The organism is Asanoa sp. NPDC049573, assembly GCF_040676615.1.
Lineage (GTDB): Bacteria > Actinomycetota > Actinomycetes > Mycobacteriales > Micromonosporaceae > Asanoa.
The window spans coordinates 40,154-62,363 of sequence record NZ_JBFAPI010000002.1; the positions used below are offsets into that span (position 1 = coordinate 40,154).

At 74.3% G+C, this 22,210-nt stretch carries 19 protein-coding genes; 10 read left to right on the forward strand and 9 right to left on the reverse strand.

Annotation, left to right across the window (positions count from 1 at the left end):
* Positions 1 to 62 precede the first annotated feature (62 nt).
* Together AB0J74_RS03800 and AB0J74_RS03805 are read left to right on the forward strand one after the other, a co-directional pair.
* Positions 63 to 944: an SDR family NAD(P)-dependent oxidoreductase gene (locus tag AB0J74_RS03800; RefSeq protein WP_363444214.1), complete on the forward strand. Its 882-nt coding sequence runs from the start codon at positions 63 to 65 to the stop codon at positions 942 to 944.
* 44 nt (positions 945 to 988) lie between these two features.
* On the forward strand, positions 989 to 1,708 hold the full coding sequence (locus tag AB0J74_RS03805; protein WP_363444217.1) for an ATP-binding protein: 720 nt from the start codon (positions 989 to 991) through the stop codon (positions 1,706 to 1,708).
* A gap of 4 nt (positions 1,709 to 1,712) precedes the next feature.
* Here AB0J74_RS03805 and AB0J74_RS03810 read toward each other — a convergent pair whose 3' ends face one another.
* Positions 1,713 to 2,861: a SigB/SigF/SigG family RNA polymerase sigma factor gene (locus tag AB0J74_RS03810; protein WP_363444220.1), complete on the reverse strand. Its 1,149-nt coding sequence runs from the start codon at positions 2,859 to 2,861 to the stop codon at positions 1,713 to 1,715.
* Between the two features lie 266 nt (positions 2,862 to 3,127).
* On the opposite strand from AB0J74_RS03810, the gene AB0J74_RS03815 reads away from it, so the two are divergent.
* Positions 3,128 to 3,727, forward strand: a complete 600-nt coding sequence (locus tag AB0J74_RS03815) for a DUF5709 domain-containing protein (protein ID WP_363444223.1) — start codon at positions 3,128 to 3,130, stop codon at positions 3,725 to 3,727.
* A gap of 4 nt (positions 3,728 to 3,731) precedes the next feature.
* Here AB0J74_RS03815 and AB0J74_RS03820 read toward each other — a convergent pair whose 3' ends face one another.
* Genes AB0J74_RS03820 through AB0J74_RS03830 form a run of 3 tightly spaced genes read right to left on the reverse strand, consistent with a single transcriptional unit; the run spans position 3,732 to position 7,773 of the window.
* A complete protein-coding gene (locus AB0J74_RS03820; protein WP_363444226.1) occupies positions 3,732 to 4,388 on the reverse strand; it encodes a response regulator transcription factor in 657 nt (218 codons plus the stop codon).
* Positions 4,385 to 5,524 (reverse strand): DUF5931 domain-containing protein, encoded by a 1,140-nt coding sequence (locus AB0J74_RS03825; protein ID WP_363444229.1) that lies wholly within the window; start codon positions 5,522 to 5,524, stop codon positions 4,385 to 4,387. The genes AB0J74_RS03820 and AB0J74_RS03825 overlap by 4 nt, the downstream gene beginning before the upstream one ends.
* Positions 5,521 to 7,773: a SpoIIE family protein phosphatase gene (locus tag AB0J74_RS03830; protein ID WP_363444232.1), complete on the reverse strand. Its 2,253-nt coding sequence runs from the start codon at positions 7,771 to 7,773 to the stop codon at positions 5,521 to 5,523. The genes AB0J74_RS03825 and AB0J74_RS03830 overlap by 4 nt, the downstream gene beginning before the upstream one ends.
* Positions 7,774 to 7,947: 174 nt before the next feature.
* Here AB0J74_RS03830 and AB0J74_RS03835 point away from each other — a divergent pair, with 174 nt between their 5' ends.
* Both AB0J74_RS03835 and AB0J74_RS03840 read left to right on the forward strand, forming a co-directional pair.
* Positions 7,948 to 8,430 carry an ATP-binding protein gene (locus AB0J74_RS03835; protein WP_363444234.1) on the forward strand — a complete coding sequence of 161 codons (483 nt, stop codon included), beginning with the start codon at positions 7,948 to 7,950 and terminating at the stop codon, positions 8,428 to 8,430.
* A complete protein-coding gene (locus AB0J74_RS03840) occupies positions 8,427 to 8,810 on the forward strand; it encodes an STAS domain-containing protein (RefSeq protein WP_363444237.1) in 384 nt (127 codons plus the stop codon). Before AB0J74_RS03835 ends, AB0J74_RS03840 begins: the two co-directional genes overlap by 4 nt.
* Here AB0J74_RS03840 and AB0J74_RS03845 read toward each other — a convergent pair.
* Together AB0J74_RS03845 and AB0J74_RS03850 are read right to left on the reverse strand one after the other, a co-directional pair.
* On the reverse strand, positions 8,795 to 9,316 hold the full coding sequence (locus tag AB0J74_RS03845) for an SsgA family sporulation/cell division regulator (RefSeq protein WP_363444240.1): 522 nt from the start codon (positions 9,314 to 9,316) through the stop codon (positions 8,795 to 8,797). The genes AB0J74_RS03840 and AB0J74_RS03845 overlap by 16 nt on opposite strands.
* Positions 9,317 to 9,484: 168 nt before the next feature.
* Positions 9,485 to 10,081: a LysE family transporter gene (locus AB0J74_RS03850; protein ID WP_363444243.1), complete on the reverse strand. Its 597-nt coding sequence runs from the start codon at positions 10,079 to 10,081 to the stop codon at positions 9,485 to 9,487.
* 75 nt (positions 10,082 to 10,156) lie between these two features.
* Between AB0J74_RS03850 and AB0J74_RS03855 the strand changes: the two genes are divergently transcribed.
* Positions 10,157 to 11,029, forward strand: a complete 873-nt coding sequence (locus AB0J74_RS03855; protein WP_363445431.1) for a LysR family transcriptional regulator ArgP — start codon at positions 10,157 to 10,159, stop codon at positions 11,027 to 11,029.
* A 26-nt stretch (positions 11,030 to 11,055) separates the two neighbouring features.
* On the opposite strand, the gene AB0J74_RS03860 is transcribed toward AB0J74_RS03855, so the two are convergent.
* Positions 11,056 to 11,991, reverse strand: a complete 936-nt coding sequence (locus AB0J74_RS03860; protein ID WP_363444246.1) for a ribose-phosphate pyrophosphokinase — start codon at positions 11,989 to 11,991, stop codon at positions 11,056 to 11,058.
* A gap of 46 nt (positions 11,992 to 12,037) precedes the next feature.
* Between AB0J74_RS03860 and glpK the strand changes: the two genes are divergently transcribed.
* Positions 12,038 to 13,495, forward strand: a complete 1,458-nt coding sequence (gene glpK, locus AB0J74_RS03865) for a glycerol kinase GlpK (protein WP_363444249.1) — start codon at positions 12,038 to 12,040, stop codon at positions 13,493 to 13,495.
* A 30-nt stretch (positions 13,496 to 13,525) separates the two neighbouring features.
* Here glpK and AB0J74_RS03870 read toward each other — a convergent pair whose 3' ends face one another.
* Entirely contained in the window at positions 13,526 to 14,356 is an 831-nt protein-coding gene (locus AB0J74_RS03870) for a phosphoribosylaminoimidazolesuccinocarboxamide synthase (RefSeq protein ID WP_363444252.1), read from the reverse strand.
* A gap of 86 nt (positions 14,357 to 14,442) precedes the next feature.
* On the opposite strand from AB0J74_RS03870, the gene AB0J74_RS03875 reads away from it, so the two are divergent.
* Entirely contained in the window at positions 14,443 to 15,705 is a 1,263-nt protein-coding gene (locus tag AB0J74_RS03875; protein WP_363444255.1) for an ABC transporter substrate-binding protein, read from the forward strand.
* Here AB0J74_RS03875 and AB0J74_RS03880 read toward each other — a convergent pair.
* Positions 15,702 to 15,956 carry a hypothetical protein gene (locus AB0J74_RS03880; protein WP_363444258.1) on the reverse strand — a complete coding sequence of 85 codons (255 nt, stop codon included), beginning with the start codon at positions 15,954 to 15,956 and terminating at the stop codon, positions 15,702 to 15,704. The genes AB0J74_RS03875 and AB0J74_RS03880 overlap by 4 nt on opposite strands.
* Positions 15,957 to 16,025: 69 nt before the next feature.
* On the opposite strand from AB0J74_RS03880, the gene AB0J74_RS03885 reads away from it, so the two are divergent.
* Positions 16,026 to 19,151, forward strand: coding sequence for an ABC transporter permease (locus AB0J74_RS03885; protein ID WP_363444261.1), 3,126 nt, complete (start codon positions 16,026 to 16,028; stop codon positions 19,149 to 19,151).
* A complete protein-coding gene (locus tag AB0J74_RS03890; protein WP_363444264.1) occupies positions 19,148 to 22,195 on the forward strand; it encodes a hypothetical protein in 3,048 nt (1,015 codons plus the stop codon). Before AB0J74_RS03885 ends, AB0J74_RS03890 begins: the two co-directional genes overlap by 4 nt.
* Positions 22,196 to 22,210 lie beyond the last annotated feature (15 nt).

Here is a 22,210-nt window from a genome sequence, read left to right on the forward strand (position 1 = left end):
GTGGCTGCAGTGGGCGGCTTTGAATCCGCATGATGCCGCCCCTGATGGGGTATCGGGCTGATATGGCGCTTACCCGCCCGCTCGCCCAAGCGGTGGTCGTGATCACCGGTGCCTCCAGTGGTGCCGGCGCGGCGACCGCGCTGGAGGTGGCGCGGCAGGGCGGCACGGTCGTGCTCGCCGCCCGGGGCGAACCGGCGCTGGACGCGGTCGCCGCACGCTGCCGGGCGTTCGGCGGCCGGACGGCGGTGCTGCCGACCGACGTGACCGACCCGGCCGCCGTGCAGCGCCTGGCTGAGGGGTCGGCGGCCCTGTTCGGCCGGATAGACGCCTGGGTCAACAACGCCACCACGGGCGCCGTGGGCCTGTTCGAGGAGATCCCGCTCGGCCAACTCCGCCAGGTCATCGAGGTCAACCTGCTGGGCGCCGCGTACGGGATGCGGGCCGCTCTGCCACACCTGCGCGCGGCCGGCGGCGGGGTGCTGGTCAACAACGCCTCCGCGCTGGCCGCCGTCGCGCTGCCCTACCAGTCGATCTACAACGCGGCCAAGCAGGGCGTACGCGGCCTCGCCGACACGGTCCGCCAGGAGTTGCGGGTCACCGGCGAGAAGCGGATCGCCATCTGCACCGTGTTGCCCGCCGGCACGGCGGCTCCGGTGCGCCAGTACGCCGCCGGCCGGCGGATCGCGCCGCCACCCCCGGTCCAGCCGCCGGAGGTGGCGGCCCACACGATCGTGCGGCTGCTGACCCGACCACGACGGGAGGCGTACGCCGGTGGGGTCGCCGCCCGGCTCCGGGTCAACTGGCGCCCGACGCCGATCCCGACCGGAGGCGACCGACGACGGGCGACGGTACGGGTGTCCGCTGTCCTGGGCCTGGCCGCCGGCACCGCCGCGGGCACTATCGCGGCCGTCACCCGCCGCCACACCCGGAGCCGGCGATGGTGACCAGGACGCATGAGTACGTCCCCGACATGCACAATGGAGCGATCATGCCGACCGACGTGCATTTTCTGGTGGCCGACGACGAGCCTTACGCGGTCGTCCAGCTCCAGGGTGTGCTCGACCAGCGGTCGGCCGAGGCGCTGCGCGGTGCCCTGCTGTCGGTCGTGGCCGACCGCACGCCGGCCGTCATCGAGGTGACCGGCCCGCGGATCGACGACCCGACCGTGCTGTCGACGTTTCAAGAGGTGGCCCGGGAAACCGCCGACTGGCCCTCGCGCCAGCCGATGATCAGCGTGCCGCTCGCGTTCGCCGGCCCGTGGGAAGGCGTCGGCTTCCGGCTGGCCGATCGCGCCGACCGCCCGCCTCCGCATTCCGCGGATAGCTTGCTCCGCGCCGATCTCGAGCCGGTGACGGGCGCCGCCCGGCGGGCCCGCGAGTTGGTCACCGAGGCCTGCGCGCGCTGGGAACAGCCGGCCGTCGCCGGCCCGGCCTGCATCGTCGTCACGGAGTTGGTCAACAACGTGGTCGCACACGCCGACACCTCGATGACCGTGCTGGTCGGCCGCGGCGTCGACGGCGACACCCTGCACCTGTCGGTCCGCGACTGGTCGACGGCGGTGCCGGTCTACGCCGGCCCGGTGCCCACCACCGCCTACGGCGGCCGGGGGCTGCTGCTGATCCAGGCGGTCGCCCTCCGCTGGGGCGTGACCGACCTGCCCGACGGCAAGGTCGTCTGGTCGGTCGTGGCACCGGACTACACCGACTGAACGATCAGCTGTGCGGGGCCGACATGATCGGGTTGAGGCCGGCGACCCGAAGGGTGCGGCGCACGTAGACCTGCATGTCGCCGATGCGCAGCCGCACTCCGGCCGCGCGGGCCGCTTCCAGCCCGGCCAGCAGTGCGGACACGCCGGCCGCGTCGATGATCGGCACGCCCGCCAGGCTCACCGCCACCTCGCGTGGCTGTGGCCGCCCGGCCACCGCCTCCACCGCATCGAGCAGCGCGGCCCGCAGCGGGTCGGCGGTGTCGCGGTCGACCTCGCCGGCCACGTCGAGACGGACCAGGCCGGCCCGGTCGCGGCGTTGCACGGTGATCTCGTGGTGTTCGCCGGGGCCGGTGCCGGCCTGCCACTGCTTCGGTGCGTCGCTCAGCATCGCCTCGCGGAGCCAGGCCAGCGCGCGGGACAGCAGCCGGCTCACGTGCATCTGGGAGATGCCCAGCTCGGTGGCGATCTCGGTCTGCGTCTTGTTGCCGTAGAAGCGCAGCGCCAGGATGCGCCGTTCGCGTTCCGGCAGGCGGCACAGCAGGCTGGCCACCGTCAGCCGGTCGTCGACCGCCTCCAGGCCAACGTCGGCGCCGCCGATCAGGTCCCCCAGCTCGGCCTCGCTCTCGGCGCGGGCCGGCATGTTGAGCGACAGCGGCGTGTAGGCGGCCGCCGTCTCCAGCGCCGCCAGCACGTCGTCTTCGTCGACCCGCAGGCGTTCGGCCAGCTCGGGCACCGTCGGCGAGCGGCGCAGGCGCGCGGTCATCTCGGTGGACGCCCGGTTGACCTCGATGCTGAGCTCCTGCATCCGCCGCGGGACGTGGACGCCCCAGGTGCGGTCGCGGAAATGCCGGCGGAGTTCGCCGATGATGGTCGCAGCCGCGAAACCGGTGAAAGCCCCACGTTCGGGGTCAAAACGGTCGACTGCCTTCAAGAGTCCCAGACGGGCGACCTGCTCCAGGTCGTCCATCGGCTCGCCGCGGCCCCGGTAGCGCCGCGCCAGCCGGCCCGCGAAGGGCATCGCCGAGCGCACCAGGCGTTCCCGCGCCAGCCGCCGTGCATCATCTCCCGAACGCTGGGCATATGACATGGCGACCGCGTCGAGGGCCGGAAGGTCAAGTTCACCGGAAGCGGGCATGCCGCTTTGCAGGGTCATCGCGCAGCCTCCTCGTTCGCCTCGCCGCCGCCCTGGTGGGGCGGGGGGAGTCGGCACCGGATTCTGGATTGTGCGATCTGATGCCCGCGTGATGAGCACCCCGGAGACCGCCGCGAAGCGCGGCCATCCCCTAAACGTGACCCTACGTCGCTGTGCGCGAGTGGAGCAATGAAAACCGAACCGATTAGTTGCCGCACGCCAAGCTTCTGACCGGCGCGCCGGCAATACATCCGGTTACCGCCGGTTGTGCCGGGTAGAGACCCGGTATGCCGCGCGAAGACGAATACCCACGGCCCTGGTCCGACCCGGAAAGCGAAGGCCTGCCGGGCACCGCCGACGACGACTCGACCGCCTACGACGAGGTGGAGTCCGAACGGGAGACCAGCGGCCCGGACCCGACCGCGCTACCGGTCGACTCGCCGCTGGCGGTCGACCGCTTCGGCACCACCGGCGAGGAGGCCGAGCAGGGCGAGTCGCTGGACTACAAGCTGGCCCGGGAGAACCTGCCCGAAGAGGTCGACGATCCGCTGGCGACACCCGCCGACGCGCAGATCCGCGACGAGGAGGACATCGGCACCGAGCGCGACCAGTCACAGCTCGACGCCGACGTGCTCGACGACGGCCCCGGCGACGACTCACGGTCCGAGGCCTCGCTGTACGACACCGACGGTCTCGAGATCGGCGACGGTGGCGCGCCGATAGGGCGTCTGGTCGACCCGGCGCAGTTCGCGGGCGAAGACGAGCCGGAGGGTGCGCTCTTCGACGACGAGGGCGACTCGATCGCCGAGGACGCGGGCGCCGCCGGCGGTGGTGCCACGGCGGAGGAACTGGCGATGCACGAGACCGAGGACCCGCCGTTCGAATGACCGGTCAGAGCTGGTCGAGGCCCTGCTCGATGGCATAGCGGGTGAGCTCGACCCGGTTGTGCAGCTGCAGCTTGCCGAGCGTGTTCTGCACGTGGTTCTGCACCGTCCGGTGCGACAGGGTGAGCCGCTCGGCGATCTGCTTGTAGGACAGCCCCTTGGCCACCAGCCGGAGCACCTCGGTCTCCCGGTCGGTCAACGCCGGCGCCGCGCGGTCGGCCGGCTCGGGCGTCGCCGCCAGCCGCCGGTATTCGCCCAGCACCAGGCCGGCCAGCCCGGGCGTGAACACGGCCTCGCCGGCGGCCGTCCCCGCGACCGCGGCCAGGAACTCGTCGGGTGCCGCCGACTTCAGCAGGTAGCCGGCCGCGCCCGCCTTCACCGCGTCGAGCACGCTCTGCTGCTCGCCGCTGGCCGAAAGCATCAGCACCCGCACGTCGGGCAGCGCGGCGCGCAGGCCGCGGATCACCTCGACGCCGGAGATGTCGGGCAGTTGCAGGTCGAGCACCACCACGTCGGGCCGGGTCGCACCGGCGATCCGGACCGCCTGGCGCCCCTCCCCCGTGGTCGCCACGACGTCGTAGCCGGCCTCGGCGAGGTCGCGGGCGACACCGCTGCGCCACATCGGATGGTCGTCGACCACCATCACCCGGATCCGCTCGGTCATAGCGACACCTTAGGAACTGTCATCTCGATCTCGGTGCCCTGCCCCGGCGCGGAGTGGATCCGGACGGTGCCGCCGAGGTCGGCGATCCGGCCGCGGATGGCCTGCGCGACGCCGAGCCGGCCCTCCCCTTCGGCCGCTTCGAGTCGCCCGGCCGGGATGCCGGTGCCGTCGTCGCGGACCGTCACGGTGACCGCGCCGGGCTCGTCCTCGACCAGCACGAAGACCCGCGCGGCCGGGCCCGCGTGCCGGGCGGCGTTGTCGAGCGCGGCACCGACCGCTGCGGCGACCTGGGTGGAGGTCTCGGCGGGCAGCGGCACGGCCGTCGCGGGGGCGGCGACCGAGACCACGTCACTGGCGTACGCCGTGACGAGCGCGCCCAGGTCGACGGTGCCGCTCGGCGTCGGCGGCGCGCCCGTCGCGATCAGCCGGCGCAGCGCGGCCTCCTGCTCGCCCGCGAGCCGGGCCAGCTCGCCGGCCTCACCGTCGAGGCTGGCGCCGCGTCGCCGGACCAGCGCGAGCACCTGGAGCACCGAGTCGTGGATGTCGCGGGCCAACCGTTCGCGCTCCCGGTTGGCCGCTTCGAGTTCGACCGCCCGTTGCAGCCGCGCCTCGGCGATCGCGGCCAGCCGGGTCACGTGCCCGACGCCGACGGCGGCCAGCAGCATCAGCGTCGTGCCGGTCACCGACGCCTGGTTGAGCCGCGGCCGCACCGCGACATCGGCCAGACCCACCAGCAGCGCCGCCGTCACACCGAGCCGCCGGCCGCCGGCGACCGCCCAGGCCAGCACCGGCGCGGCCAGCCAGGCGACGGCCATCCCGGGCGTGCCCCGGGCGAGGGCCGCGCTGCCGATCACCAACTGGGCGGAGAGCAGCACCGCGGCGGTGACCGCGACGTCGGCGATCAGCAGCGGCCAACCGCGCCGCCGCGGCCGGGCGTAGAGCCAGCTCGCCGCCACCGTCCAGCCGATCATCACGAGGACCACCGGGATCGCGCCGAGCGGGCGCGCGTAGTAGCGGACGTTGCCGGCGATCAGCGCCAGCGCGAACGCCAGCGAGGCGAACCGGAACACCACGATGGCGCGCCACAGCGGCCCTTGCAGCCCGACGGACGGCGCCGGCCGTGGTGGCGGGGTCACAGCGGCCGCAGGCGCAGTGCGAGAACGCAGGTGTCGTCGCCGGGGTTGGCCGGCTGGAGGCGCTCGATCAGCGCGTCGATCGGCAGCTCACCGGTTCCGGCGAGGGTACGCAGCAGCGGCCCGAGCCAGTCGGCGTCGTAGCCGCCCCGGCGCTCGATCAGGCCGTCGGTGTAGAGCAGGACCGTGTCTCCGTCGGCCAGCGTGGTGGTGACCGTGTCGTAGGTGCTGTCCGGCCGGGCGCCGACGATCATCCCGGGCGGCCGGGTGAGCGCCGCCGCGGTGCCGCCGGAGACCAGGATCGGTGGCGGGTGCCCGGCCTGGGCCCAGGTCAACGCGCGCGTCACGGGATCGAAGTGTGCCACCACCACGGTCGCCGTGGGTTCGCTGGCGTCGTCGTGCACGATCCGGTTGAGATAGCCGAGCAGCTCGCCGGGGTCGGTGCTGGTCACCGCCAGCGCCGCCACCGAGTGGCGCAGCCGGGCCATCGTCGCGGCGGCGGTGATGCCGTGCCCGGCGACGTCGCCGACCGCGAGCAGGCTGCGGCCGCCGGGCAGTTCGACCACGTCGTACCAGTCGCCGCCGACCCGGCTGACCACCTCGGCCGGCAGGTAGCGGACCGCGACGTCGAGTTCGGGCAGGTGCAGCACCCCCGTCGGGATCGGCAGGATGATCTGCTGCAGCGCGGTCACCAGCCGGTGCTCGGTCTGCTGGCTGCGCAGCCGCTCGGCCAGTTCGGCCTCGATGTCGACCAGCCGGGCCCGGTCCCGGGCGGCCGCTTCGCCCGCCGAGACGTCCTGCACGATGCCGTAGACCTTGAGCACCCGGCCGGTGCGGTCGCGGATGGTCTCGAACCGGGCGCGCAGGTGCCGTTCCTGGCCCCCGACGACGATCCGGTAGTTGAGGTCGGCCGGCTGGCCACGCTCGAAGACCCGGGCCAGTTGCGGCGCGATCCGCGGCGCGTCCTGCGGGTGCAGTTGGTCAGCGGCCTCGTCGAGGGTCGGCGGCCCGGCCTCCGGATCGCGCTGGAAGATCGCGTAGAGCCCCTCGGACCAGTAGACGCTGCCGGTGGTCAGGTCCCATTCGCCCCAGCCGAGCCGGCCCAGCCGCTCGGTCTGCGCGATCCGGGAGGCCAGCCGGCGCTCCTCGTCGTGTCGCGTCCAGGTGAGCAGGATCCCGCCGCCGAACCGGGAGATCCGCACGGTGAACACCGCCGGCTCGACGCCCGGCACCTGCGCCAGGTAGGTGAACGGGCCCACCTCGCGCGGCCGGCCGGAGCTCATCACCTGGGCCAGCGAGTGCCACACCTCGGTGCCGACGATGGTCGGGTAGGCGCTCGCCACGCTGGTGCCGACCAGTTCGCGGCCGCGCTTGCCGGTCACGTCGGTCGCTTCCGGGCTGGCCGCGACCAGCACCCAGTCGACGATCGCGCCGGCCGCGTCGCGGATGGGCACCGAGACGCCGACCGCGCCGGGCATGGCGTCGAGCATCGACTGCGCGTCGGTGATCCAACCGGCCTGGTGCGGGTGGGCCCGCAGCCGCTCGACAATCTCGCCGGCGACCTGGTCGACCACCCGGATCACCGCCTCGCGTACTCGCGGCGGGAACGGTTGCTGTCGGACGAAGAAGGCGACCACGACGGCGACCCCGTCGCCGACCGGCACGACCGCGCGCGACGGCCACTCCGCGCCGGGGCCGCCGACCAGCAGGTAGTGCGGCGGTGTCGCGGTGCGGTCGGCCAGGAAGAGCGGTTCCCGGGTACGGGCGACGTAGCCGGCCTCGGTCGGCGGATGCGCCGGCACCCGGCTCCACGCGTCGACCACCGCCGCCGGCACCCCGGAGGCGCCGACGAGCTGCAGCGAGGCGTCCGGCTCGACGGCGTACACCGCGATCGCGTCGGTGCCCACCTCGACCGCCAGCCGCTCGCGCAGCGTGCCGGCCAGGTCGGCCAGCGGCTCCCGGCCCGGCGCGGCGACGGCCCGGGCCGCCATCGCGGCGGCCTCGGCGGCCGCGGCCGTGGCCATCCGGCGGACCTCTTCGAACGGTGCCTGGGTGTCGGGCGGGCGGGTGCTGTCGAGGACGGCGGCCGCCGTTTCCGCCTCGGACACGCCGGACCGGCCGGCGAGTTCGCGCAACCGCTGTCTCGCCTCTCCCGTTGAGCACTCCAGCCGCTCCGCCAACACCGCGACGGCGGCGTCGATCAGGGCGGCCAGTGGGCCGTCCGCTCCGGGGACCATCCGGTTGTCCGGCACGCTCCGACGATCCCACAGACCCGACCACCGTGACACGCGCTTGAGATCGGCGCTGTGGCGGGCGGATGCGGCGCTGGACGGCAGGACGTAATGTGATTGGGGGCCACCGCCGCGTTGACGGTCGCTCCGGGCTGCCGCGAGGCGCCCACATGACTAGCACCTCCGGGGCGGCACATGACCGAGGACGGGCACCATACGCCGGACGCGGGTGTGCCCACCACCGAGTTGGCCCTGCTCGCCGAAACGTTCTCCCGGGGTCAGGTGACCGATCTCCGGCACTCCCTCACCGCCTGTGCGTCAGCGGCCGGGCTGCGCGACCAGCGGCTCGACGACTTCGTCCTGGCCGTCAACGAGCTGATCACCAATGCCGTCCGGCACGGCGGCGGCGCCGGCCGGCTTTTGCTCTGGCGGGCCGACCACACGCTGGTCTGCGAGGTCTCCGACGGCGGCGCCGGGATCGGCCCCGACCAGCTGGCCAACCACGAGCGCCCGGCACCCGACACGGCGGGCGGTTGGGGGTTGTGGCTCGCCGGTCAGCTCAGCGACAGCATGAAGGTGGCGACCGGCCCGGCCGGCACGACGGTGCGGATCAGCACCGCCCTCGACGGCAACTCTCGGCGGGCCGAGGCGGCCGGCACCGGAGAGCGGGTGGAGTGAGCACAGATCCCGCGGCGCCCAGACAGGCCTCGGGCGGGCCGCGCATCGAGGAGACCGAGGTCATCGCGCCGCTCGTGGTGACCACCGGCCAGGTCGGCGACGCGGTGCTGCTGCGGTTGGCCGGAGAGCTCGACATGTCGACCGCGCCCGAGTTGCTGGCCCGGGTCACGGAACTGGCCGGCGGCGGCACGCCCCGGCTGGTGGTCGACCTCACCGCGCTGACCTTCTGCGACTCGGCCGGGCTGACCACTTTCGTGCGCGGCGACCGGCGCTGCGCCGAGGCCGGCGGCTGGCTCCGGGTGACCGGTGCACACGGCCACGTGGCCCGGGTCATCGAGATCAGCGGCGTCGGCGACTCGCTGGGCTATCGGCCGTCTTGATCGAGATCGGGGTCGGCCGGGTCTGGTAGCTCGGGTAGGAGTTGCCCGGTCAACCACGCGTCGGCGTCGAGGTCGAGGCGATCGGACTCGCGCCCGCGCGGCACCAGCGTGTAGGTGTCGTCGAGGAACGCGGCGACCGTCGCCCGCGGTGCCTCCAGCAACGCCTGGCCGTCGGGTGAGCTCAGCGCCAGCGCGACCGCGTCGCCCTGCGTCGTGCGCCAGGGCCAGACCCGCACGTCGCCCAGGCCGCTCGGCTCGTGCAGGCCGGCGGCCAGCAACTCGCGCGCGAACGACCAACTGATCGCCTCGAGCCGCCGGCGGTCGAGGAAGAACCGCACCTGCACCGCATAGGGGTCGCGCGGGTCGTAGTGCAGGCCACAGTGCACCGGCACGCCCGTCGCGTCCGGCGCCAACAGGCGCACCACGGTCTCCACCGCGACCGCGGCCGGCTGTCGCGACTGCTCTCCGCCCGGCCCGTCGACCGCCGGAACCGGCTCGCGATCCATGCCGTCCCCCTCTCACCCGGTCGTGCACCTTCGCCGATCGGTCGACTCACCCGATCGTGTTTCGTGAATGGTGCCGCCTGTCAAGAGGGTGGAGTCGCACACCGCGTGCGCGCAACCCGTCGTTTTGTAGTCCCGCCGGAGGGACCGTCGACGTTGGACCCGCCGAGGTCAGCCGAGCAGCAGGCTCACCGCGATCGCGACCATGATGGCGGCGACGGCGCCGTCGAGCACCCGCCAGGCGCCGGGGCGGGCCAACACCGGCGCCAGCTTGCGGGCCCCGCCGCCCAGCGCGGCGAACCACAACGCGCTGGCCGCGGCCGCGCCGGCGGCGAACACCCACTGGTAGCGGTGCTGGTTGGCGACCGCGCCGAGCAGCAGCACGGTGTCGAGGTAGACGTGCGGGTTGAGGTAGGTGAAGGCGAGGCAGGCGACCACCGTGGCGCGCAGCGTCGCGGGCCGGCCCTCGCCCGGTTCCAGCGCCGCCGGGCGCACCGCCCGGCGCGCGGCCAGCACGGCGTAGGCCAGGAGGAACGCGGCGCCGCACCACTTGGCCGCCTGGAGCAGCGCCGGCCGGTCGGCGATCGCCGTGCCCAGGCCGGCGACGCCGAGGGTGATCAGCAGGGCGTCGGAGAGCGCGCAGACCGCCACCACCGCCCAGACGTGTTCGCGGCGCAGGCCCTGGCGGAGCACGAAGGCGTTCTGCGCCCCGATCGCCGCGATGAGCGCGATCGAGTTGGCGAACCCGGCGAGGACGGTGGTGAGCATGGCCGAACCGTACGATGATCGGCTGCCCGTACTCCAGCTAAGTTTTTTCACCCTTGTTTAGAATTTTTCATCATGGTGCTCGACTCGACGCAGCTCGCGACGTTCGCCGCCGTGGTCGACGAGGGCAGCTTCGAGGCCGCGGCGCGGGCCCTGCACGTCACCCCGTCGGCCGTCAGCCAGCGGATCAAGGCCCTGGAGCAGGCGGTCGGCCAGGTGGTGCTGCGCCGCGCCAAGCCATGCCGGGCGACGCCGGCGGGCCGCCCCTTGCTCCGGCTGGCCGGCCAGATCGCGGTGCTCGAGCGCGAGGCGCTGGCCGCGGCCGGCCACCGCGACGTGCCGTGGTCCCGCGCGGCGGTGGTGGTCAACGCCGACTCGCTGGCCACCTGGTTTCTCCCGGCGCTGGTGACGGCCGGTGACCGGGTGCTGTTCGACGTGCGCGAAGACGACCAGGACCACACCGCCGACCTGCTCCGCGACGGCGCCGTGATGGCCGCCGTCACCGCGCAGCGCGAGGCGGTCCAGGGCTGCCGGGCGGAGCGGCTGGGCGCGATGCGCTACCTGGCGACGGCCTCGCCGGCGGTGGCGGCGCGCTGGTTCCCCGAGGGCGGCACGCCGGCCGAGTTCGCGGCCGCGCCGATGCTGGTGCTCGACCGCAAGGACCGGTTGCAGCACCGGTTCCTGCGGTCACTGAGCCCGCGACCGCCCGAGCCGCCGACCCACTACGTGCCGTCGGCCTGGGGCTTCACCGAAGCCATCCGGCTCGGCGTGGGCTGGGGGCTGATGCCCGAGCAGATCGCCGGCGGCGACCTTGCCGCCGGCCGGGTGGTCCGGCTGGCGGGCGGCCAGCACCTCGACGTCTCGCTCTACTGGCAGCACTGGAAGCTCAACTCGTCGGTGCTCACCGCGCTGACCGGCGCGGTGCGCAAGGCCGCGGCCGTGTTGCGCTAGTCGTGTCCTGATCGGCGGGGCACGACCTACGCGAACAGCGCGGAGACGGACTCGCCGTTGTGGATGCGGCGCATCGCCTCGGCCAGCGCCGGTGCGACCGACAGCACGGTGAGCTGCGGGATCCGCTTCTCCACGGGGATCGGCACGGTGTTGGTGCAGATGATCTCCTGCACCCCCTGCAGGGCGGCCAGCCGGTCGAGCGCGTCGCCGGCGAACAGGCCGTGCGTGCAGACCAGCCGGATCGACCGGGCCTTGAGCTGGTGCAGGTGGTCGACCAACTCGATCACCGTGCTGCCCTTGGCGATCTCGTCGTCGAGCACGATCACGTCGCGGTCGGTGACGTCGCCGATCACCGCGCTGATCCGGACCCGGTCCTGGTAGCGCTGCTTGGCACCGGCGGCGACCGGCGTGCCGAGCATCCGCGCGAACGCCGCCGCCTCCTTGGCGTTGCCGAGATCGGGCGAGACGACCACCGTCTCGCTCAGGTCTTCGCCGCGGAAGTGCGCCGCCAACTCGCGCAGCGCGTGCAGGTGGTCGACCGGGACGCTGAAGAAGCCGTGCACCTGCGGCGAGTGCAGGGTCATCGCCAGCACCCGGTGTGCGCCGGCCGAGACCAGCAGGTCGGCGACCAGCCGGGCGCCGATCGAGATCCGCGGCGCGTCTTTCTTGTCGGACCGGGCGTAGGCGAAGTGCGGCAGCACCACGGTGATCCGCCCGGCCGACGCGCCCCGGGCCGCGTCGATCATGAAGAGCAGCTCGACCAGGTTCTCCTGCGTCGGCGCCACGATCGGCTGGATCAGGAAGACGTCGCGCTCGCGGCAGTTGGCCTGCAACTGCACTTCGAGGCAGTCGTTGGCGAACCGGGAGACCCGGGTCGGCTGCAGCGGCACACCGAGGTGGTCACAGATGTCGGCGGCCAGTTCCGGATGGGCTCCACCACTGAAGACCGCGATCTCGCGCACGCCACGATCCTATTCGGGCGGCGTAATCGTCGGCACAATGGCCGGCATGCCTTACGTCGCCGCCATCGATCAGGGCACCACCTCGTCACGCTGCATCGTCTTCGACGCCGACGGTGCGATCGTCGCCGTCGCCCGGCGCGAGCACCGCCAGCACTATCCGCGGCCCGGCTGGGTCGAGCACGACGCCGCGGAGATCTGGGCCAACGTGCGGGCGGTGGTCGACGAGGCGGTGGCCGGCTACGAGATCGCCGCACTCGGCATCACCAACCAGCGCGAGACGACGGTGGTCTGGGACCGGGCCACCGGCGCGCCGGTGCACCCCGCGATCGTCTGGCAGGACACCCGCACCGAGCCGATCCTGCGTACGCTCGACGACCGCGCCGCCGACATCCGCCGGATCACCGGGCTGCCGCTGGCCACCTACTTCGCCGGTCCCAAGCTGCGCTGGCTGCTCGACAACGTCGACGGTCTGCGCGACCGGGCCGAGCGCGGCGAGGTTCTCTTCGGCACCGTCGACAGTTGGCTGATCTGGAACCTGACCGGCCGGCACGTCACCGACGTGACCAACGCCAGCCGCACGATGCTGATGGACCTGCGCACGCTGGACTGGAGTCCCGAGTTGCTCGACGCGCTCGCGATCCCCGCGGCGATGCTGCCGTCGATCTGCTCGTCGGCCGAGGTCTACGGCCACGCGCGGGGCGGCCGGATCGACGGCGTCGCGGTGGCCGGCGCGCTCGGCGACCAGCAGGCGGCGCTGTTCGGCCAGGCCTGCTTCGCGCCCGGCGAGGGCAAGTGCACCTACGGCACCGGCAGCTTCCTGCTGGTCAACACCGGTGCCACCCCGGTGGTATCGCGACACGGGCTGCTCACGACCGTCGGCTACCAGGTCGGTGCGCAGCCGCCGGCGTACGCCCTCGAAGGCGCGATCGCGGTGACCGGGGCGCTGGTCCAATGGCTGCGCGACAACCTGGGCGTGATCGGCAGCGCCGACGAGATCGAGGCACTGGCCGGGTCCGTCGACGACAACGGCGGCTGCTACATCGTGCCCGCGTTCTCGGGCCTGTTCGCGCCGCACTGGCGCGGCGACGCGCGCGGGGTGATCGCCGGGCTGACCGGCTACATCACCCGGGCCCACCTGGCCCGGGCGGCGCTGGAGGCCAGTGCGTGGCAGACCCGCGAGGTGGTCGACGCGATGGACGCCGACACCGACGTGGCGCTGCGCCGGCTGCGGGTCGACGGCGGGATGACCGTCAACAACCTGCTCATGCAGTCTCTGGCCGACGTGCTCGACCTGCCGGTGGTCCGGCCCCGGGTGACCGAGACGACCTGCCTGGGCGCCGCCTACGCGGCCGGGCTCGCGGTCGGCTTCTGGCCCGACCTCGACGCCCTGCGGGCACACTGGCGACCCGACCGCGAATGGCAGCCGGTCATCGACAAGTCCCGCCGCGAGGCCGAATGGAACCAGTGGCGCAAGGCGGTCGCTCGTACGCTGGACTGGGTCTGAAGGGTCTGCCCTGACCGGCAGGACAGACCCTTACCAGGCTTCGCCGGTGAGGCGCTCGTAGATGTCGATGTAGCGGGCGCGGGTCACCGCGACGACGTCGTCGGGCACCGCAGGCGGCGGCGACTTCTTGTCCCAGCCGGCGCCGGTCGCCCAGTCGCGCACGAACTGCTTGTCGAACGAGAACTGGGGCCGGCCCGGCTGGTAGTCGTCGGCCGGCCAGAACCGCGACGAGTCGGGCGTCAGCACCTCGTCGGCGAGCACCAGGGTGCCGTCGGGTGCGCGGCCGATCTCGATCTTCGTGTCGGCGATCAGCACGCCGCGCTCGGCGGCCAGGTCGGCACCGCGCCGGTAGACGGCCAGCGTGATGTCGCGGATCGCCTCGGCGGTCTCCCGGCCGACCTCGCCGATCACCTGGTCGAACGAGATCGGCTCGTCGTGCGCGCCGGCCGGTGCCTTGGTCGACGGCGTGAAGAGGGGCTCGGGCAGCCGCTGCGCCTCGACCAGGCCGGGCCCGAGCGGGATGCCGGAGACCGCGCCGGTCCGCTCGTACTCGCGCATGCCCCCGCCGGTCAGGTAGCCGCGCGCGACGCACTCGACCGGCAGCATGTCGAGCCGGCGGACCCGGATCGCCCGGCCGGCGAACTCGGCCGGCACGTCGGTCGCGGAGATCACCTGGTTGGGCACGAGGTCGGCCAGCCGCTCGAACCACCACAGCGAGAGCCGGGTCAGGATCGCGCCCTTGTCAGGGATCGGCGTCGGCAGCACGACGTCGTAGACGGACAGCCGGTCGGACGCGACCAGCAGCAGGTCGTCGCCGTCGGCGTAGAGGTCACGGACCTTGCCCTGGTGCACCAGCTCCACGATCTCAGTAGATCACGTGGCGTTGACATGGCCTGGAACGGGCGGTGTAGTGGTGGTCCGGCACCGACAGTCCCAGGAGTTCGTGCGTGCGCAGATTCACTCGCCGGCCGCCGGTGGCGCTGCTCGCCGCGGTCGCCCTCGCGCTGGGGGGCTGTTCGGCCGGCGCGCCCGCGGGTGCGTCCGGTCCGGTGACCCTGTCCGTCTTCTGGTGGGGTGACCAGGCCCGCGCCCAACGCACCGAGGCCGCGCTCAAGCTCTACTCGACCCGGCATCCGGGCACCATCTTCAAGATCACTTGGCAGGGCGCCGACGGCTACTACGACCGGCTGGCGACCCAGGCCGTCGGCGGCAACGCACCCGACCTCTTCCAGATCGACGACGCCCGGCTGGTCGACTACGCCGGCCGCGGGCTCCTGCTCGACCTGACCACGCCGGTCACCGAGGGCCGGATCGACGTGACCGGGTTCCCGAAAGGGCTGGCCGACTACGGCTCGGTCGGCGGCCGCGTGGTCGGCGTCGCGGCCGGTGCCGAGACGGCGGCCCTGGTCTACAACCGCACGCTGGTCAAGGAACTCGGCGTGGCCGAGCCGAAGACCGGCATGAGCTACCCGCAGTTCCTGGCCTGGGCGGCGCGGGTGACCCGGGCGAGCGGCGGCGACGTCGCCGGCACGGCGGACGCGTCCGGCGACCTCGACGCGTTCTGGATGTGGCTGCGCGCCCAGGGCCGCGAGCTCTACCGCGGCGCCGGCCTGGGCTTCCAGCGCGACGACGCGGCGCGCTGGTTCGCGATGTGGCAGGAGGCGCGCTGGGACGACGCGACGCCGCCGGCCGGCGGGCCGACCGGCGAGCGCGCGCTCGTGCAGGGGCGGACGGCCGCCGCGTTCGGCTGGGCCGGCGAGTTCGCCGGCTGGCAGGACCAGGTGGACGACGACCTCGGGCTGGTCGCCTGCCCCGGCGACCCGCGCGCCCAGTGGCCGCGGGCCAGCTACTACTGGGCCGGCTATCGCGGCACCCGTGAGCCCGAAGCGGTCGCCGACGTGATCGACTTCCTGGCCAACGACCCCCAGGCCGGTCGGGTGCTCGGCGACGACCGGGGTTTCGCGCCCAACCTCGAGGTGCGCGAGACCAACGCCGCCGACCTGGCCGAGGGCCCGGCGCGCACCGCGCTCGCGTTCGAGAGCGCGGTCGCCGACAAGATCGGCCCTTCGCCGGCCCCGCCACCGCCGGCCCACGCCGAGGTGCGGACGTTGCTGGCCGCCGCGGCCGCCCGGGTGGCGGCCGAGAAGTCGACCCCCGGCGAGGCGGGGGCCGACTTCTACAAGAAGGCGACTGCGGCGCTGGCCAGCTAACGCTTCTTGCGGCTGCGGCTGATCAGGACGACGGCCAGCACGATGGCCGCGACCACCACCAGGCAGCAGAGCAGGCCGGCGAAGCCGAAGAAGCCGATGCCGCCGCCGCGGCGACGGCTGCGGGCCGCCTCGACCGCGACGTCGTAGGCGCCGGAGGTGCTGGCCCAGGCGACGGCGGGCACGAAGACCGCGAGCGAGACAGTGGTGAGCACGGCGCCGGTACGGGCGAACCATTTGCGGACGAGTTCCATGCAGCCATCCTGCGGTGTGCACGCAAGTTCCGGACCGTCGGGTCACGGGGCAGACAAGATCGATGGCACGTGACAACCTCTCCCGTCGGTGGCCGCGTCCACCATGCGTGCCCGCGCGACGTGCCGGGCCTGGTCGACAGGAGCAGGATGTTCGGGCTGATCCTGCGCGCACTCGCCACCCGGCGCGCGCCCTCCCTCACCCTGTTTCTGCTGACCGTCCTGTCCGCCGGCGCGGCCGCCGCGGCACCGCAGTACATCGCCGCGACCACCCGCGACCTGGCCACCGCGAGCGCCGAGGCCGCGCCGGTCAGCGACCGCACGGCGACCCTGCGCCGCGGCGTCGACCAGGCCGACCTGCGGGCCGACGTGATCAGCTCGGCCGAGCAGGAGGTGCGCGACGCGTTCGCGCTGCCCGACCTGTCGGTGCACGGCAGCCTGCTGGTCAACGGCGCGGCCCTGCGCGGCGACGAGATCGCCACGGTGCTGCTCGTCAACCGCACCGGGTTCTGCGCCGAGGTGGTCCTCGACGGGAGTTGCCCGGCCCGTCCGGGTGAGGTGGCCGTCAACGAGGTGACCGCCCGCCAACTCGGCGTCGGCCCGGGCGACCCGATCGAATACCACGCGCCCGGTTTCGACCGCTATCCGCTCACGGTCTCCGCCGTCTACCGGGTCAAGGACCCCAACGGCGACTACTGGGCCGGCGGCGGGCTGCTCAAGGTCGACGGTCAGGCGACGACGGCGCCGCTGCTCACCACGCCGGAGACGATCGTCGCCGCCAAACCGCAGAGCACCACGCTCCTGGTCGACGCGGTCGCCGGCCGCGACGTGTTCTCACGCAGCGCGCCACTGACCGTGCGCGACCACCTCGTCGGCGGCCAGCGGTTGCTCGGCGAGCGCGGCTACGAGCCGCAGGTGCCGCTGCGGGTGCTCGCGGTCGTCATCTACAACAGCCAACTCGACATCGTGTACGCCGTACCGATCAGCCTGGTCGAGTTGCTCGCGTTCTGCTGGATCGCGCTGTTCCTCGCGGTCCGGCACGGCGCGCTCGAACGACACCGCGACGTGGGCCTGCTCAAGCTGCGCGGCGCCAGCCGGTCGCGGATCCTGTCGCTCACCCTCGGCCAGAGCGCCGTGCCGATGCTCGCCGGCGGCGTGGTCGGCCTGGCCCTGGCCATCCCGTTGCGGGCCGGCAGCGGCATCGCGAAGACCTCGGCGACCACGACCGACCTGCTGTCGGTCGGCGCCGCGCTGCTGGCCGTCGTCGGCGCGATCCTGGCCGCGGCCGTCGCCGAGCGGCGCGCGCTGGGCGCGCCGGTGGCGCTGCTGATGCGGGCGGTGCCGCCCCGGCACACCGGATGGCGCTACGGCGCGGTCGACGCGGTGCTGGTCATCCTGGCCCTGGCCGGCGCCTACGAGGCCCGCGCCTATGCCAGCCGGCCGCCTTCCGAGGTCGCCGCCGCTGCGGGCGCGGCGCCGCAGAGCACCTGGCTGGCCCTGCTCGCGCCGGCCCTGCTCGCCCTCGCGCTCGGCGTGGTGCTGGCCCGGGTGCTGGTGCCGATCGCCGCCAAGGTCGGCCGGCGGGCGTTGCGGGCCGGCCGCCTGGGTGTGGCGTTCACGGCCACCGAACTCGCCCGCCGGCCCGCGGTGCCCCGGCTGACCGCCCTGTTGACCGCCGCGGTCACCCTGTTCTGCGTCGCGGTGACCACCTCCGACACCACCAACCGGCTCGGCGCCGAGCGGGCGTCGACCGAGATCGGCGCCGACCGGGTGTTGCTGGTGACCGCGTCCAGCCGGGCCCGTCTGCTGGCCGCCACCCGCGCGGTCGACCCGGACGGTCGGTTCGCGATGGCCGTCGTCGAGTCGCCCAACCTGGGAGTGCTGGCCGTCGACGCGACCCGGCTGGCAGCGGTCGCGCGCTGGCGGGGCGACTACGGCGGCACCGACCCCGGCCGGATCGCCGCGCGGCTGCGCCCGCGGGCGCCCGCGCCGCTGACCGTGACGGGCACCGAGTTGACCCTCGCCGCGACCGGTCTGCGCGGCCGGACCAAGGTCGAAGCGCTGCTGCAGGGCACCGACGGCGGCACGGTCACCGTCGAGTTCGGCACCGTCACCGCGGGGTCGAAGGACTACCACCAGCGGGCGCCGGGGTGTGCCGCCGGCTGCCGGCTCGTGTCGTTCCGGCTCACCGGCCTGACCAAGGTCCCGCAACGGGTCGTCGCCCCGGACGCGCCACCGCCGCCGCCGGACCGGCCGACGCCCGACGCGGTGCGGCTCACCGAGTTGCGCGGCGCGAGCGGCGGCGTCGACACGGCGACGTTCGCCGACCGGTCGCGGTGGCGCACCGCAGTCGCCGCGGGGCCGCCACCACCCGAGGTCACCACCACCGCCGGCGGCCTGGTCGTCACGCCCGGGCCGGTCGGCCAGGTCGACCCCTCGGTGTTCGTCGACGACAGCCCCGACCGGCTGCCGGCCGTCGCGGCCGGCGTCCGCGGCCTTGAGTTCGCGGCCGGCGACCCGCACGTGGTGGCGTTCCCGGGCGCCCAGGTGCCGGTCGACGTGACCGCCGAAGCCACCGCGCTGCCCCGGGTCGGCCGCGACGCGGTGCTGGTCGACCTGGAGACCGCGGACCTGCTCAGCGGCGACCTCGGCGGCGGCGAGTCGCTCCAAGTGTGGGCCACCGACGACGCGCCCGCCGACCTCGCCGCGCGCCTCGCCAGCCAGGGCGTCGACACCTTCAGCACCGGCACGGTCGCCGCCCTGACCGACCGCTACAGCCGGCAGGCGCCGCCGTCGACCGTCCGGTTCCAGTTGCTCGCGGCCGCCCTGATGGTGCTGCTCGCCGCCGGTGCCCTCGGCGTCATCGTCGCGGTGGAGCGGCGGCCGCGCGCCGCCGAGCTCACCGCGCTGCGCCGGCAGGGGCTGACCGCACGCGCGGTCACCCGGGCCACTCTCGGCGGCTACCTGGTCGTGTCGGCCGCGGCGCTGGTCGCCGGCGTGCTCGCGGCGCTGCCCGCCCGCACGGTGCTGGCCGCGCCGCTGAAGGTTTTCGCCGACGGCTGGGACGTGCTGCCACCGCCCGCCGCCGTCCGCGCGGTCCCGCTGCTGCTGGCGATGGCCGCGGCCGCCGTGGTCTACGCGCTCGTCGTGCTGTTGGCCTCCGGCCTGCCGCGTCGCAACGGTGGGGAGCAGTCATGATCGCCGTGATCCTCGACCTGTTCCGCGCGGCCCGCGGCCGCACCGCGGTGCTGCTTTTGCTCGGCACCCTGCCGGTCGCCGCGGCGGTGGCCGGTCCCGCCTACATCGCGGCGGCCGAGCGCACCATCGTCGCGACCGAGGTGGCCGGCGCGGCGCCGGGCGAGACGGTGCTCAGCTTCCAGCGGCCCGGCGAAGACCCGGGCGCCTCCGGTGACACGTTCGAGCGGCTCGGCGGCGGCGCGATCAGCACACCCGGGTTCGCGACCGTCTTCGGCGCCTCGTTCGACGTGGCCGTGCCGGCCGTCGACGCGGCGTTCAAGCTGTCCTACCGCGACCAGGTCTGCGCACACGTCACCCTGGACAGTGGCCGCTGCCCAACCGGCCGCGGCGAGGTGATGCTCGGCTTCCGCACGGCCGAGCGGATCCACGCGGCCGTCGGCGACGCGATGCCGTTCCGCCAGTCGCAGTTCGTCACCCGCGACGGCGCCAACGAACTGGTCCGGGTCGGCGACTCGGTGGCGCTCTCGATCGTCGGCGTCTACCGCCCGAACGATCCGGCAGAGGCCTACTGGGGTGCCAACCCGCCGTTCCCGCCGGGCCTGCTGACCAATCCGAGCATCGGCACCGACGTGGCCACCAACGTCGGCATCGAGCCGGTGTTCGGTTCGCGCGGCACCGCCAAGCTCTTCACCCTGGCGGTGCCGGAGACGCAGGCCTACGACCTGATCGCCGACCCGGCCCAGCTCACCACCGACTGGGTCGACCGCTACCAGGCCGAACTCGACCGGCTCACCGCCAAGGCCACCGACAACCGGGCCACGATGGTCAGCGGCGCCGGCCCGCTGGTCGCCCGGATCGAGCAGAGCCGGGCGGCGGTGCGCTCGCTCGTGCCCTGGCTCGCGCTGACCGTCGTGCCACTGTGCTGGTTCGTGATCTTCCTGGCCGCGGCGTCCGGCTCCGACAGCCGCCGCACCGAGCTCGGCCAGGTCGCGCTGCGTGGCATGCCGGTGCCGCACCGCTGGTGGTTGGCGGCCGGCCCGGACTGGGTGGCGCTGCTCGCCGGCGCGCCGATCGGCTTCGTCGCCGGCCAGCTGCTCGGCGCGCGGGCGGTGCCCGGCGGGGGCCTGCACCTCGTCGGCGGCGACACCGTCCGCTACGCCCTCGTCGCGGCCGCCGGCGCGCTGCTGGCCGCCGCGCTCGCCTACCGGCCCCTGGTCAGCGGCCGGGCCATCGACCTGCTCCGTAAGGTCACCCGGCAGGGCGGCGCCTGGCGTTCGGCCACGATCGACGCGATGGTGGTCGCGCTGGCCGTCTTCACCGTCATCGAGGCGCGCGACGCGGTCGGCCCGGTCCGCGGCGGTCTCGGCATCCTCGCCCCCGCCCTGCTCATCCTGGCCGGTGCGCTGCTCGCCGCCCGGCTGCTGGGTCCGGCCGCGCGCCGGATCGGCGGCCGGGCGCTGCGCGCGGGCCGGCTGTCCGGCGCCTTGGCCGGCATCGAGCTGTCCCGCCGCTCGGCGCCCCGACGCGCGGTGACGCTGGCCGTCCTCGGTGTCGCGCTGCTCTGCTTCGCCGTGCTCGCCGTCGACCTCGGCGGTGCCGCGCGCGACCGGCGGGCCGGCATCGAACTCGGCGCCGACCGGGTGTTCACCGTCAACCCGTTGGCCGGCGGGGCACTGCGCACCGCCGTACGCCAGGCCGACCCCGAGGGCCGCTGGGCAATGGCCGTCGTGCGTATCCCGGCGACCGGCTCGGGCCCGACGACCGTCGCGGCCGACACCGACCGGCTGGCCGAGGTGGCCTGGCCCGGTTCGGTGCCCACCGAGCTGAGCGACCGGCTGCGGCCGCCCCGCGCACCGTCGCTGTCGATCGCCGGCAGCCGCGTACGGGTCGACGCGACCGTCGAGAGCGACAGTCTCGACCCGGCGTTCGTGCAGTTCGCCAACACCGACACACCGGAGCTGCGGGCCCTCGTGCAGGCGCCGGGCGAGGCCGATCGCACCGTGTCGCTCGGCGCGCTGCGCCGCGGGCGGCACGTCTACGAGGGCAGCCTGCCCAGCTGCCAGCCCGCCTGCCGGCTGATCGGCCTGGAATTCCAGCCGATCTGGTCGCTGACGGTGGTGACCGTGCACCAGATCGCCCAGGGCGGCCCCGACAAGGTCGTCGCGGGGCCCGACGCGCTGGGCGACGCGGCCCGCTGGCGGCCCACCACCGAAGACGGCATCGAGGCGACCGCGCCGAAGATGACCGGGGACGCCGAAGGCATCACCGTCGACCTGCAGACCTCGCAGGTGCCGCAGCGGCTGCTGGTCGCCGACGCGCCGCCGGTGCTGCCCATCCTGCGCACCACGTCGGCGACCGCGCGCGAGACCGACACAGGTTGGGCGCTGTCATCGCCCGGCCGCACCGAGACGGTGCCCGCCGACCCCGTCGGCGCGCTGGCCACACTGCCCGGCCTGGGCGCCTCGGGCCTGCTGGTCGACCTCGACTATCTGGACCGGGCCGCGCCGATGGGCGCCGGCGGCACACCGCAGGTCTGGATCGGGGCCGACGCGCCGGACGACGCGATCGCCCGGCTGGCCGCCGCGGGACTGACCGTCCTCACCCAGACCTCGGTGCACGACGCGGCCACCCTGGCCGCCCGCGACGGCGCCGCCCTGGCGACCCGCTACGAGCTGGTCAGCGCCGGCTTCGCGGTGCTTCTGGTGCTGCTCGGCCTCGGCCTGGTGGCCGCGGCCGAACACACCGACCGCGCGGCCCGTACCCGGGTGTTGCGGTCGCAGGGCGTCGGCGCGCTCACGCTCCGCTCCGCCGCCCGGCACCTGCGGCTCTGGCCCGTCCTGCTGGGTGTGCTGCTCGGCCCACCGCTGGCGCTGGCCGCCTGGGTGGTGGCCAACCCGGCCATCCCGGTCTTCCTCGACGCCGACTGGCCGCTCGCCCTGCCGACCCTGCCCGACCCGGTCACGCTCGGGCTGGTCTGGGCCGCCTGCGCGGCACCGCTGGTGGTGCTGGCGCTGTTCCGCGAGCGGCGCCCGGCGGCCGGCTGACTGGCATAGTTGCTC